Source organism: Cytobacillus sp. FSL H8-0458 (genome assembly GCF_038002165.1).
In the GTDB taxonomy this organism is placed as follows: Bacteria; Bacillota; Bacilli; order Bacillales; family Cytobacillaceae; genus Cytobacillus.
Map to the genome: position 1 here is coordinate 184,373 of NZ_JBBOBR010000001.1, position 14,127 is coordinate 198,499.

General features: G+C 42.9%; 11 protein-coding genes, 1 tRNA gene and 1 other annotated feature. All 12 genes read left to right on the top strand.

The features are described 5' to 3' along the window. Positions 1 to 51: 51 nt before the first annotated feature. Positions 52 to 2,238: a DNA helicase RecQ gene (recQ, locus tag NYE23_RS00845; RefSeq protein WP_341074846.1), complete on the top strand. Its 2,187-nt coding sequence runs from the start codon at positions 52 to 54 to the stop codon at positions 2,236 to 2,238. Positions 2,239 to 2,403: 165 nt separating this feature from the next. Continuing rightward, positions 2,404 to 3,471: a GerMN domain-containing protein gene (locus tag NYE23_RS00850; protein ID WP_341074847.1), complete on the top strand. Its 1,068-nt coding sequence runs from the start codon at positions 2,404 to 2,406 to the stop codon at positions 3,469 to 3,471. Positions 3,472 to 3,617: 146 nt separating this feature from the next. Continuing rightward, positions 3,618 to 4,388 (top strand): ribonuclease PH, encoded by a 771-nt coding sequence (gene rph / locus NYE23_RS00855; RefSeq protein ID WP_341074848.1) that lies wholly within the window; start codon positions 3,618 to 3,620, stop codon positions 4,386 to 4,388. A gap of 1 nt (position 4,389) precedes the next feature. After that, positions 4,390 to 5,001: an XTP/dITP diphosphatase gene (locus NYE23_RS00860; RefSeq protein ID WP_341074849.1), complete on the top strand. Its 612-nt coding sequence runs from the start codon at positions 4,390 to 4,392 to the stop codon at positions 4,999 to 5,001. After that, a complete protein-coding gene (locus NYE23_RS00865; RefSeq protein ID WP_341074850.1) occupies positions 4,998 to 5,516 on the top strand; it encodes a metallophosphoesterase family protein in 519 nt (172 codons plus the stop codon). Before NYE23_RS00860 ends, NYE23_RS00865 begins: the two co-directional genes overlap by 4 nt. Before the next feature lie 143 nt (positions 5,517 to 5,659). After that, positions 5,660 to 5,736: transfer RNA gene (locus NYE23_RS00870), tRNA-Arg, on the top strand. A 451-nt stretch (positions 5,737 to 6,187) separates the two neighbouring features. Next, positions 6,188 to 6,443, top strand: a binding site (T-box leader). Between the two features lie 79 nt (positions 6,444 to 6,522). Continuing rightward, complete coding sequence (gene ilvB, locus NYE23_RS00875) at positions 6,523 to 8,244, top strand: acetolactate synthase large subunit (RefSeq protein WP_341074851.1); 1,722 nt, start codon at positions 6,523 to 6,525, stop codon at positions 8,242 to 8,244. Beyond that, positions 8,241 to 8,759, top strand: coding sequence for an acetolactate synthase small subunit (ilvN, locus tag NYE23_RS00880; RefSeq protein WP_035330237.1), 519 nt, complete (start codon positions 8,241 to 8,243; stop codon positions 8,757 to 8,759). Before ilvB ends, ilvN begins: the two co-directional genes overlap by 4 nt. Positions 8,760 to 8,807: 48 nt before the next feature. Next, positions 8,808 to 9,830, top strand: coding sequence for a ketol-acid reductoisomerase (gene ilvC, locus NYE23_RS00885; RefSeq protein ID WP_341074852.1), 1,023 nt, complete (start codon positions 8,808 to 8,810; stop codon positions 9,828 to 9,830). Continuing rightward, positions 9,817 to 11,355 carry a 2-isopropylmalate synthase gene (locus NYE23_RS00890; protein ID WP_341074853.1) on the top strand — a complete coding sequence of 513 codons (1,539 nt, stop codon included), beginning with the start codon at positions 9,817 to 9,819 and terminating at the stop codon, positions 11,353 to 11,355. Before ilvC ends, NYE23_RS00890 begins: the two co-directional genes overlap by 14 nt. Before the next feature lie 129 nt (positions 11,356 to 11,484). Further along, complete coding sequence (gene leuB, locus NYE23_RS00895; RefSeq protein WP_341074854.1) at positions 11,485 to 12,597, top strand: 3-isopropylmalate dehydrogenase; 1,113 nt, start codon at positions 11,485 to 11,487, stop codon at positions 12,595 to 12,597. Positions 12,598 to 12,695: 98 nt separating this feature from the next. After that, entirely contained in the window at positions 12,696 to 14,111 is a 1,416-nt protein-coding gene (gene leuC, locus NYE23_RS00900) for a 3-isopropylmalate dehydratase large subunit (RefSeq protein ID WP_341074856.1), read from the top strand. Positions 14,112 to 14,127 lie beyond the last annotated feature (16 nt).

A 14,127-nucleotide genomic window follows, 5' to 3' on the forward strand; every position in this document is an offset into this window, starting at 1 on the left:
TAGTAATCTGAATGTTACTTTTAGATTACTTTTTAAAAAAGCTCTGGTATCATGAAACTGAAAGAAAAACTATACTTAATTGAGTTGGTGATCAATTTGCTGGCACAAGCCGAAAATTATTTAAAAAAATATTTTGGATATACTTCTTTCCGCCCCGGCCAACAGGAGATTATTCAGAATATCCTCTCACAAACCAATACTCTTGGCATTCTCCCAACTGGAGGCGGAAAGTCAATCTGCTTTCAAATACCCGCTCTTGTACTCCCCGGAACGGCCATTGTGATTTCTCCCTTAATTTCCCTGATGAAGGATCAAGTAGATGCCCTTAGCACTGCAGGCATCCCGGCTGCTTATATAAACAGCACATTGTCTTCTGCCGAGTATCAGCACATTGTGGCTGGAATACGTAATGAAGAATATAAGCTCGTGTATGTGGCGCCGGAGCGATTTGGGTCCATGGCCTTTTTGCAATTGTTAAACGATATTTCAATCAATGCGATCGTCTTTGATGAAGCACATTGCATTTCTCAATGGGGGCATGATTTCCGGCCAAGTTATCGTTCCGTTGTCTCAGAACTTAGCAATCTGCACCAGAAACCTGTAATTGCTGCATTGACTGCAACAGCCACACGGGATGTCGCAGAGGACATCCGAAGGCTTCTCAACATCGGCGAGGAAAATATGTTTATAACTGGTTTTGCAAGGGATAATCTATCCTTTCACGTATTGAAAGGTGTTAATAAAAGAGATTTTCTATTGCAGACCATAAATAAACATAAAAACGAAGCGGGAATTATTTATACTTCAAGCCGAAGAGAGACAGACCAGCTGTACCAGTTCTTAAAAGGCAAGAACTGCTCAGTTGCCAAATATCATGCAGGCTTAAAGGAAGAAGAACGAAAAAAAGCACAGGATGCGTTTGTATTCGATGAATCAGATATTATGGTCGCAACAAATGCATTTGGGATGGGGATTGATAAATCCAATGTCAGATATGTCATCCACTATAATCTTCCGCGGAACATTGAAGCTTATTATCAGGAAGCCGGAAGGGCAGGAAGAGATGGAGAGGATAGCATATGTTATTTGATGTTTGCTCCTCAGGATATCCAGCTGCAGAAATTTTTGATTGAGGAGAGCAGTCTGGATCCACGGAAAATGGAGCAGGAATACAGCAAGCTAAAGGATATGGTTAATTACTGCCACACAGAGAAATGCCTTCAATCCTATATCATTGATTATTTTGATGAGAATGCCGAACCTATCCTCTGCGGCAAATGCAGCAGCTGCCTGGATGAACGGACAAGCATAGATATTACTCAGGAAGCTTTAATGATTTTTTCATGCATTAAGCGGATGGGAGAAAGATTTGGCGTTACTTTGACTGCTCAGGTTTTGAAAGGCTCAAGTAATAAAAGAATCCATGAGCTTAATTTTAATGAACTTTCCACATTTGGGCTGATGAAAAACCGCAAAGAAAAAGAGATTGCTGAGATGATCAACTATCTGCTGGCTGAGGATTATCTGGTTTTAACAGATGGAAAATATCCGACAGTAAGGCTGTCAGCAAATGCAATTCCTGTTTTGAAAGGACAGAAAAAACTATTCATGAAAATTAGTTTGCCTGTACCTGTTCAGGAAGCAGATGAAAACATTGAACTTTTTGAGATCCTGAGGAAGCTCAGGAAAAAGATTGCAGATGAAGAAAATGTTCCTCCTTTTGTTGTGTTTGCTGATACCGCATTAAAAGAAATGTGCCGTTATGTTCCCGTGAACAAAGACATGATGTTAAATGTAAAAGGTGTAGGGCAAATGAAGTTTGATAAGTATGGGGAATATTTTATTCAGGCAATTAAAGAATTTGCCGAAGAACATAATATTTCTCCTATGCCTGCAGCAGAGACGCCTTCAATGTCAGAGGAACCACAGGATGACCGCCCAAGCTACCAGATTTCCTTTGATCATTATAAGGATGGAATTTCCATAAAGGAAATAGCCAAAAAGCGAAACTTTTCACTTATAACTATTCAGGAGCATATCTTCCGGTCGATCAAAGAAGGCAATGCAATTGACTGGTCAGATATTTTCAATGAAACGGAAGAAAAGCTAGTTTTACAGGCAGCTGAAAAAGCTGGAAGAGATAAACTTAAGCCAATTAAAGAAGAACTTCCGGATGAAATAGATTATTTTAAAATCAAAGCTGTCCTTGTAAAAGACGAACTCCAGAAACAAAATTGACATGAAGCCCTAATTGGGGCTTCTTTTAATATGGCTGAGAAGCAAGCATTCCTCGGATTGTCCAAATTTGTCAAAAATCTATTCACACTTTTATCCCAAAAGACGGTCTAAATTACAGATAGGCTCGTATACATGTAGTACAAACTGTCTCAGGGGGGATTATGTATGTCTATAAATAAAAAAACGTCTATAGTGTCAGCTGTGCTGGTATCATCTGTATTATTATCAGGCTGCGGATTGTTTGGAAGCCAGGGGAAAGAAAAGGTCGATCCGCCAAAAGCAGTATCTTATACCGATGAAGGCGAAAGTGCTGCTGAAGAAACAACAGGAAAAGAAACAGCTGAAAATGAAGAGGGTGTTACGGCAAATCTTAAAACAGAGCTATACTTGATCGATAAAAATGGGTATGTTGTTCCCCAGACAATCGATCTTCCTAAAACGAACTCAGTTGCTACACAGGCGTTAGAGTACCTGGTGGAAAACGGGCCTGTTACAGAGCTTCTTCCTAATGATTTCCGGGCAGTCCTTCCGGCAGATACAAAAGTTTCTGTAAATATTAAAGATAAAGTGGCTACCGTCGATTTTTCAAAAGAATTTAAGGAATATGCTAAGGAAGATGAAAAGAAAATTCTCCAATCAGTTACCTGGACACTTACACAATTTGATTCCATTGATAAAGTTAAGCTGACATTAAACGGGCATGAATTAAAAGAGATGCCGGTGAATGGCACTCCGGTCAGTTCGGCGTTAACGAGAGCCAATGGAATAAACATGGATACAACGGAAGTAGTAGATATCACGAATACGAAGCCGGTGACTGTTTATTATCTGGGCGGGGATGAAGAAAACTATTATTACGTGCCTGTTACCAAGCGTGTAAGCAATGATATGGACAATAAAGTTGAAGCAGTTGTAGCCGAACTGATAAAAGGGCCGAACTATGCATCCAATCTGGTGACAGACTTCCTTCCGGATGTAGAACTGCTTGAAGCTCCAAAAGTTGAAGAAGGAAAAGTTACATTAAACTTCAATGAGAATGTTTTCAGCAGCTTCGAAGAGAAAATGATTTCTAAGCACTTGCTGAATGCACTTGTCCTTTCCCTCACTGAACAAAAGGGCATTGAAAGCGTGGCTGTAACTGTCGATGGCAAAGCAGAGATTGTTAATGAGGATGGGGAAAAGCTATCCGAGCCTGTAACACGCCCTGAAAATGTGAATACAGGAAGTTTTTAATATAGCAGATTTTGTTATACTATATAGTAACAGGAAAAGGAGGTTGGCATTTAATGCCGCCTCTTCTTTGTTGGTAAAATAGGCATGCCAATATAACTGGGCAAATGCCCAGGTACAATATAAGCAAATGAAGGGGGAATCAGCTTATGCGCGCAGATGGACGTGAACCAAAGCAGCTTAGGCCAATACATATTGAAACTGATTATTTAAAGCATCCTGAGGGCTCGGTACTCATTACAGTGGGAGACACAAAGGTGATATGTACAGCAAGCATTGATGAAAGGGTCCCTCCTTTTATGAGAGGACAGGGGAAAGGCTGGATAACAGCTGAATATTCCATGCTTCCCAGGGCTACAGAGCAGAGAAATATCAGGGAATCAGCAAAAGGAAAAATATCAGGGAGAACAATGGAAATTCAGCGTCTGATCGGCCGTGCACTCCGCGCAGTAGTGGATCTTGATGCACTTGGTGAAAGAACGGTATGGCTTGATTGCGACGTAATACAGGCTGATGGAGGGACACGGACAGCTTCCATTACAGGGGCCTTTATTGCAATGGCACAGGCGATGGATAAGCTTTACAGCAGCAAGAAGCTTTCAAGCTATCCAATCAATGATTTCCTAGCGGCCACAAGCGTGGGGATTCTTACTGATAAGCAGGCTGTAGTGGATTTGAATTATATTGAAGACTCCTCTGCTGAAGTGGATATGAATGTAGTCATGACTGGCAGCGGGGAATTTGTAGAGCTTCAGGGAACTGGAGAAGAAGCGACTTTCTCTTATGCCCAGCTGCAGGAAATGCTTGGTGCTGCACAGGAAGGGATATCAGAGCTGCTTGAACTTCAGAAGTCGGCACTTGGAGAGAATATCTCAGGAAGCATTCATAGCAAAAGAGAAAAGCTTGCAGGGAGGGCATAATATGCAGGAAGTCATAATCGCTACTAAAAACGCAGGCAAAGCGAGAGAGTTTGAGCGGATGTTTAAGCCTCTTGGTTATGAAGTAAAAACCCTGCTGGATTATCCGGATTTTCAGGATGTTGAGGAGACAGGCAGCACGTTTGAAGAGAATGCCATTCTTAAAGCGGAAGCCGTGTCTAAAGCTTTTGGAAGAATGGTCATTGCCGATGATTCGGGATTGATCATTGATGCGCTTGGAGGGAAGCCGGGCATTTATTCCGCCCGCTATGCAGGAGAGGAAAAAAACGATCAGAAAAATATGGACAAAGTTCTCGATGAGCTCGAAAGCATTCCGGATCATAAACGGCAGGCACGGTTCTATTGCGCCCTTGCCATCGCTGCTCCCGGAAAAGCGACTGCAACAGTTGCAGGAACTTGTGAAGGTCATATCTTAAGAGAAAGAAGAGGGACTTATGGATTTGGCTATGATCCTATTTTCTTTGCAGAGGAAAAAAACAAAGCAATGGCTGAATTAATGCCTGAGGAAAAAAGCCAGATCAGCCATAGAGCGAATGCTCTCCAAAAGCTGGAGGAGCTGCTTCCTTCTTTCGTGGCGGGAGCTGAAAACTCATGAAGGTTCTGATTGTCAGCGATAGCCATGGGTTAACTTCTGAACTCAGCCAAATACGTGAAAGGCATCCTGGTATGGATATAATAATTCACTGCGGAGATTCGGAGCTGCAGGCTGATCATGAATCATTAAAAGGCTACGCTGCTGTAAGAGGCAATTGCGATTTTGATTCGGCATTTCCGGAGGACAGAATAGAAGAGGCTGGAGGGTTCCGCTTTTTCGTCACACACGGTCATAAATATTCCGTTAAGTCCACTTTAATGAATCTGTCATACAGGGCACGTGAATTGAAGGCAGATATCGTATGTTTTGGCCATTCACATGGTCTGGGAGCTGAAATGTCTGAGGGGATATTATTTATCAATCCTGGAAGCATAAGGCTCCCCAGAGGCAGGAATGAAAGGACATATGTCATACTGGAAAACAGGGGAAAAGATGTTACACTGGATGTGTATGACGTTTCCAAAGGAAAGATTCCTGATCTGACACAAAAATTTTCACTGGTAAAAAGCGATTAATTTGAATATAATAACTGAGGGAAGTGAGTCTTCCCTCAATAATAAAAAATATTTTACAAAGTGTTGACTTCTTAACATTTGTTTAATATAATAAATCTTGTCGTTGAGTTAATAAATCTCAATCAGGTAAATAATTTTAAAATGTCCCAGTAGCTCAGCCGGATAGAGCAACGGCCTTCTAAGCCGTCGGTCGGGAGTTCGAATCTCTCCTGGGACGCCATTTACACATCTGGAAACACTACATATCTTACCGAATTTTTACTCACCTTTTTGGTGGGTTTTTTTGTTTTTAAATCTATTTTTAATGGCAGGAACCAGCCAGTTGTTTTTAAATTGCCTCTATAAACCTCATCAGCTGTATCATCTCCCTTTTTTTAAAAAAATTTTTAAAATTTTTTTGTCCCATGGAATGTGAATATATCAACAATGTAAGCGGATACACAATAACAGATAAATCTAAATTATCAAATAATTCATAAAAAGGGTGTTGACGGCTGATCAAAATGGGCGTAAGATAGTCCTCAATATAAGAAATTCACACCATCAAGTTAAGTGGTATTATAAAGCTTTATCCAAGTGAAATCTATCTCGCTATATGAAATTTTGGTTTTTTTTAATCTATTAATTCAATGGTTTAAAGCGTTATTGTAATGAGGTTAAATCTCAGAATAGGAAAAGCGTAGAAGAGGATAAGTAGTTTTATGACAGGCATTCACAGAGAGCCGGATCTGCTGAAACCCGGTAATGCCCTCTTAAAATGAACTCACCTCTGAGCGCAGTCCTGAAAGATGATCGACTAGGGGCTGCCGGGTGTTCTTCACCCGTTATCAAAACGAACAGCACATCGCTGTTCATGAGTGCACGCATCATAAGCGTGAATCAGGGTGGTACCGTGGAACAGGTGATCAAAGCCTTTTCATCCCTTATACCTACAATCGTTAGGTTTCTTTAGGGGTGGAAGGGCTTTTTATATTGGAGTTTAAAAACAAGAGGAGGTTATCAACAAATGCTGCAGGAAGCTGCCTTAACAGAAACAAAAACGGAGACACATCCTGTCACCGGCGCTGATCTGTTATTAAAAGCCTTGGAGAAAGAAAATGTTGAAGTGATTTTTGGTTATCCTGGAGGAGCTGTTCTTCCACTTTACGACAAACTGTATCATTCAAAGATTCTTCATGTGCTGCCGCGTCATGAACAGGGAGGAATTCATGCTGCTGAAGGGTATGCCCGGATATCTGGAAAGCCGGGTGTTGTAATTGCCACTTCAGGACCAGGAGCCACTAATATTGTTACCGGTCTTGCAGACGCAATGATGGATTCACTTCCGTTAATTGTTTTTACAGGCCAGGTGGCAACAGGAGTCATTGGATCAGACGCTTTTCAGGAGGCAGATATTCTGGGGATAACCACTCCAATTACAAAATACAATTATCAGGTCCGCAGCATTGAAGATATACCGAGAATTGTTAAAGAAGCTTTTTATATAGCTTCAACCGGCAGGCCAGGACCAGTGCTGATCGATATTCCTAAAGACATCGCTGCGGGAGTTTCAGATCAGCCTGAGAAAGAAATGGAAGTGAATCTGCCGGGATATCAGCCGACATTAAAACCAAATTACCTGCAAATAAGGAAATTAACTGAAGCAGTCAGCAGATCGAAAAAGCCTGTTATCCTTGCTGGTGCCGGCGTGCTTCATGGAAGAGCATCCAAAGAGTTAAAAGAATACGCAGAGCAGCAGCAAATACCTGTTATCCACACACTTCTGGGCCTCGGCGGGTTTCCTGCAAATCATCCCTTATTCATCGGTATGGCGGGGATGCACGGCTGTTATGCAGCCAATATGGGACTCACCGAATGTGACTTGCTGATAAATATTGGAGCCCGTTTTGATGATAGATTAACGGGGAATTTACAGCATTTTGCACCATATGCAACAGTCGCCCATATTGATATTGACCCTGCTGAAATCGGCAAAAATGTTCCAACGTCCATTCCGATTGTGGCAGATGCAAAAGAAGCTCTTGAGCAGCTGATTCTGCAGGATGGAAAACCGCCGGCCCATAAAGAATGGATGGAAACCATCTTGAGGTGGCAGGAGGAATATCCATATTACTATGATAAAGAATCGGCACAGCTGAAACCCCAGAAAGTCATGGAAATGCTTCATTCGAAAACGGAAGGGAATGCCATCGTTGTAACAGATGTAGGACAGCATCAAATGTGGGCAGCCCAATATTATCGATTTAATAAAGCAGACAGATGGGTGACTTCAGGAGGGCTAGGAACAATGGGATTTGGTTTCCCGGCAAGCATCGGAGCTCAGCTGGCTGACCCGGAAGCATGCGTACTCGCTATTTGCGGTGATGGTGGATTCCAAATGTCAACACAGGAGCTTGCTATTATACAGGAACTGAATCTGCCGGTGAAAATTATTATTTTTAATAATATGGCCCTAGGCATGGTCCGGCAATGGCAGGAAATCTTTTATGAATCCCGTTTCTCTCACAGCAAAATCCCGGTACAGCCTTCTTTCGTAAAATTAGCAGAAGCCTACGGGATAAAAGGATATGTTATTCAATCTGAAGCAGAGGCTGAAGAGTTATTGGGTGAAGTGCTTCATAACCGTGAACCAGTGCTTATCGATTTCAGGGTGGATCCGGATGAAAATGTGTATCCGATGATTGCACCAGGAAAAGGACTTCATGAAATGGCAGGTGTCAAACCATGAAACGAATCATATGCCTGACTGTGATGAATCGGCCAGGTGTTCTAAACAGAATTACTAATCTATTTTCCAAAAGAAACTTTAATATTGAAAGCATTTCAGTCGGCCTGTCCGAACATGAAGGGATGTCGCGAATCACTTGTGTGGTCCATGTTGAGGACTCCGGTGCCAGCGAACAAATTACGAAACAGCTGAACAAGCAAATCGATGTGATAAAAGTAACGGATATCACGGATCAGTCGATTGTCGCAAGAGAGCTTGCCCTTATTAAAGTTCAGGCAGTCCCGTATACAAGAAATGAGATTTACTCTTTAATTGAACCCTTCAGAGCTTCTGTGATAGATGTCAGCAAGGATAGCATGACCGTTCAGATTACAGGTGAATCTGATAAGGTAGAAGCATTTATTGAACTCATTAAACCATATGGAATCAAAGAGCTTGCCAGGACTGGAACAACGGCATTCCCTAGAGGAACACAGCGTACTTCCCAGCAGTCCAAGTCATACTCTATTGTTTAAAAAAATCATAATAAATATAAAATACTTATTCGGAGAGGGAGATATAACATGGCGAAAATGTATTATAACGGAGATGCAAATGCAGCGTATTTAAACGGAAAGAAGGTAGCGGTCATCGGATATGGATCCCAGGGACATGCACATGCGTTAAATATGAGAGACAGCGGGGTTGAGGTTGTCATCGGCCTGCGGAAAGGGAAGTCATGGGAAAAAGCAGAAGAAGACGGTTTCCGGGTATATCCGGTCGGTGAGGCAGCTGCGCAGTCTGATGTAGTGATGATCTTATTGCCGGATGAACTGCAGCCAAAAGTATACAAGGAAGAAATCGAACCTAATCTATCAAGCCAGGCATTAATGTTTGCCCATGGATTTAATATTCATTTTAATCAGATCGTGCCTCCTAAAGAGTGTGATGTACTGCTTGTAGCACCGAAAGGACCAGGCCATTTAGTCAGAAGAACATATGAACAGGATGCAGGTGTTCCAGCCCTGTTTGCAGTCCATCAGGACGTTACAGGGGAAGCAAAGGAACTGGCCCTTGCTTACGCTAAAGCCATTGGATCTCTTCGCGCAGGTGCCCTGGAAACGACTTTTAAAGAAGAAACCGAGACAGATTTGTTTGGCGAACAGGCAGTGCTGTGCGGAGGGCTGACTTCATTGGTGAAAGCAGGTTTTGAGACTCTGACAGAAGCAGGCTATCAGCCGGAACTGGCATACTTTGAATGCTTACATGAACTAAAACTCATTGTTGACCTTATGTATGAGGGCGGTCTTGAAGGAATGCGCTATTCCATCTCAGATACAGCTCAATGGGGAGATTTTGTCAGCGGCCCGCGTGTAGTTGACGCAAGAGTGAAAGAAGAAATGAAGGCAGTGCTGAAAGATATCCAGGAAGGGAATTTTGCAAAAGGATGGATTTTGGAGAATCAGGCAAATAGACCGGTATTCAATGCCGTAAATCAGAGAGAAAATGAGCATCCGATCGAGCAGGTGGGAAGAGAACTCCGCAAAATGATGCCGTTTGTAAATAGCAGCAAGAAGAAAGAAGTGGTCGTAAGTGGCAACAATTAAGATATTTGATACTACATTAAGAGATGGCGAGCAATCTGCCGGTGTAAACCTAAATTTTTCGGAAAAATTGGAAATCGCCAGGCAGCTGGAACGCTTGAACGTTGATATTATTGAGGCAGGCTTCCCTGCAGCTTCGAAAGGGGATTTTGCATCAGTACAGAATATTGCTCAGACGATTAAAAATTGCTCGGTCACAGGATTGGCAAGAGCAGTTATCTCTGATATAGATGCTGCATGGGGAGCTTTAAAGGATGGAGCTGAGCCAAGGATACATACATTCCTGGCAACCTCTCCAATACACAGGCAGTATAAGTTAAGGAAGACGAAGGATGAAGTGGTTGAAACAGCAGTGGACACTGTAAAATATGCTGCTTCCAAATTCCCGATCGTCCAATGGTCTGCAGAGGATGCTTCCAGGACAGAACTGCCTTTCCTTGCAGAGATCATTGAAAAGGTCATCCAGGCCGGTGCGAGAATCATCAATATACCGGATACAGTTGGATACACAACACCACAGGAGTACGGAGAAATTTTTCAATATTTAAGAAATCATGTTCCTTCTATTGATAAAGTATCCTTGTCAGCTCATTGCCATGATGACTTGGGAATGGCCATAGCGAATTCGCTGTCAGCTATAGAAAATGGAGCAACACAGATTGAGGGCACGATTAATGGAATTGGTGAAAGAGCCGGGAATGCAGCACTTGAGGAGCTGGCAGTAGCCCTATACATCCGGAATGATCATTATCAGGCTTCGACCCGTCTGAATCTTCAGGAAATCAGCAGAACGAGCAGTCTAATCAGCAAGCTGACAGGTATGGTGGTGCCAGCCAACAAAGCAATTGTTGGCAGGAATGCTTTTGCACATGAATCAGGAATACACCAGGATGGGGTATTGAAGGAAAAAACAACGTATGAAATTATTTCCCCTGACCTAGTCGGATTCCAATCCAATTCCATGGTGCTTGGAAAACATTCTGGACGACATGCATTTAAAAACCGCCTGAATGAACTGGGGCTTGAAGTAGCAGATGAAGAAGCAAACCGGCTTTTCACAGTTTTCAAAGATTTGGCTGACCGCAAAAAAGAGATGACAGACGACGACCTTGCAGCAATAGTACTTGAAGAGAAGCTCTCCAAGGAGCAGCGGTTCTATGATTTGATCGGAATCCAAATCCAGTATGGCACGAACTCTGTTCCAACAGCAACTGTTACACTGTCAGGATCAAACAACGAAGTAATCCAGGAAGCCGGTACTGGAGCAGGAAGCATTGAGGCGCTGTATAACACATTGGAAAAATGCCTGAATGGAACAGCTAGCCTTCTAGATTACCGTATCCAATCCGTAGGGGCCGGAAGAGACGCTTTAGCGCAGGTTTATGTAAAGCTGAACTATGAAGGAATGGAAACCAGCGGCCGCGGTTTGGCCCAGGATGTGCTCGAAGCTTCCTCGAAAGCTTACTTGAACGCTGTTAATAGAGTCATATATATGAGAGAGAAAGCGCAGGCGGTAGAGGCAAATTGATCGGGAAGCAGGAGATTCCGCAGACGAAGGCGGAAAGCCTCCTGTTCCTTCCCTCGAAAAGCAAATGCGCCACAGAAATAAAATATGAAAAAAATCTATAAAACAATAAATCAGACGGAGGGATTAAAAATGAAAAAACGTATCGCGGTACTTCCAGGAGATGGGATCGGCAAAGAAGTGGTGAAGGGTGCAATTGAAGTCCTGCAGGCTGTTGGTGAACGGTTCGGACATCAATTCCAATTTTCATATGGTAAAATCGGCGGTTCTGCTATTGATGCAGCCGGAACACCGCTGCCTAATGAAACGCTGGAGCTTTGCAAAGAAAGCGATGCGGTCATGCTGGGAGCGGTTGGCGGGCCTAAATGGGACCGGCAGCCTCCCCACCTTCGTCCAGAAAAGGGTCTCTTAAGGATCCGCAAGGAATTAAATCTATATGCCAATTTGCGGCCAACTCAATATTATTCAAGCCTTTCGGATACCTCTCCATTAAAAAATGAAGTAATTGAAGGCGTGGATATGCTGATGGTCAGGGAATTAACCGGCGGACTTTATTTTGGAAAGCCAAGCGAAAGGACACAGCAAAACGGAAAAGATGCTGTCGTTGACACTCTGTTTTATCAAAAAGAAGAAATGCGCCGTGTCATTAAGCTGGCATTTGAACTTGCCGGAAAGCGGCGTGCTAAAGTGACTTCTGTTGATAAGGCTAATGTCCTGGAATCAAGCCGAATGTGGAGAGAAGTTGCAGAGGACATTGCAAAGCAATATCCAGATGTCGTTCTTGAACATATGCTTGTTGATAATGCAGCTATGCAAATGATTAAAAACCCGAAAAGGTTTGATGTTGTCGTAACAGAGAATATGTTCGGTGATATTCTGAGCGATGAAGCCTCTGTATTGACCGGTTCTTTAGGGATGCTTCCTTCTGCCAGCATTTCGGAAAACGGGCCTTACTTATACGAACCAATTCATGGTTCAGCACCAGATATTCAAGGGAAAAATGCAGCTAATCCAATTGCCATGATTTTATCAGCAGCGATGATGCTCCGTTTATCTTTCGGAATGGAAGAGGAAGCTGAAGCAGTTGAGAATGCTGTTAATCAAGTTCTTGAAGCCGGCTATCGCACGAGAGATATTGTTTCATTTGGAAAAAAGGTTGTCACTACTTCTGAAATGATTGAAGAGGTGAAGGCTACCCTTTTGGATAACGAGGCTATTCTTAATATCATGGGGGCTTATGCATAAGAGCTGAGAGATGACTGGTGTACACTGGTTCAGCTGATTTTAAACTTGAGACACGGCCATCATCGGCCGTGTTTCTTTTAAAAAGGGAGTGGAGACGAATGGGAAAATCAATAATAGATAAGATTTGGGAAAAGCATGTAGTCCACAGGGAAGAAGGAAAGCCTGATTTGATGTACATAGACCTCCACTTAGTGCATGAAGTTACATCCCCTCAGGCATTTTCCGGTTTAAGAATGAAAAGCAGAAAAGTTAGAAGGCCTGATAAAACATTTGCCACAGTTGATCACAATATTCCTACTGATAACCGAAAAGTCATCAATGATCCTGTTGCATTAAACCAAATGACCACTTTGGAAAAAAACTGTCTGGAATTCGGCATCCCTCTTGCCGGGCTGGATAGTCCTGAACAGGGTATAGTTCATGTGATCGGGCCGGAGCTGGGGCTGACTCAGCCAGGCATGACGATTGTTTGCGGGGACAGCCATACATCCACCCATGGAGCTTTTGGATCAATAGCCTTTGGCATCGGCACAAGTGAAGTTGAGCATGTCCTTGCTACCCAGACTTTATGGCAGAGCAAGCCTAAAACTTTAAAACTTGAGATAAACGGCGAGCTGAAAAAAGGTGTTACTGCAAAAGATGTCATCCTTTATATTATTGCCAAAAATGGAATCGGATTTGGTACGGGCCATATTATTGAATATTGCGGGGAGACGATTGCAAAAATGTCAATGGAAGAAAGAATGACGATTTGCAATATGTCCATTGAAGGAGGCGCAAAAGCGGGACTTGTTAGTCCAGATGAAACAACGTTTGCGTATCTTCAAGGACGTAAGTATGCGCCAAATGGAGCAGGATTTGCGGATGCGGTCGAGAATTGGAAGGAGCTTGTATCCGATCCTGATGCACAATACGATAAAATCATTCAAATTGATGCCGCAGATATTGCGCCCATGGTCAGCTGGGGCACAAATCCATCTATGACTTCCAAGGTGAATGAACAAATTCCAAAACTTGCAGATTGTAAAAACGAGCTTGAGCAAAAATCACTATCAAGAGCTTTAGAATATATGGGCCTGCAGGAAGGCCAAAAAATTGAAGATATTCAAATTCAGCATGTTTTTATCGGGTCCTGCACAAATTCCCGGCTGGAAGACCTAAGACAGGCAGCTGAAATGATTAGAGGGAAGAAGGTTCATCCTCATGTCCGTGCACTTGTTGTTCCAGGTTCACAGCAGGTCAAGAAGCAGGCGGAGGCAGATGGACTGGACCTTATTTTTAAGCAGGCTGGGTTTGAATGGAGGGAATCAGGCTGCAGCATGTGTTTGAGCATGAATAATGATATTGTGCCAAACGGCGAGCATTGTGCGTCGACATCAAACCGTAATTTTGAAGGACGACAGGGATCAGGGGCCAGAACACACCTTGTCAGCCCTTTAATGGCTGCAGCGGCAGCTATATACGGACATTTTGTGGACGTAGGTGCTTTGCTAAGTAAAGAGACTGTCCATTAAGAAGGAGGAGAACAAA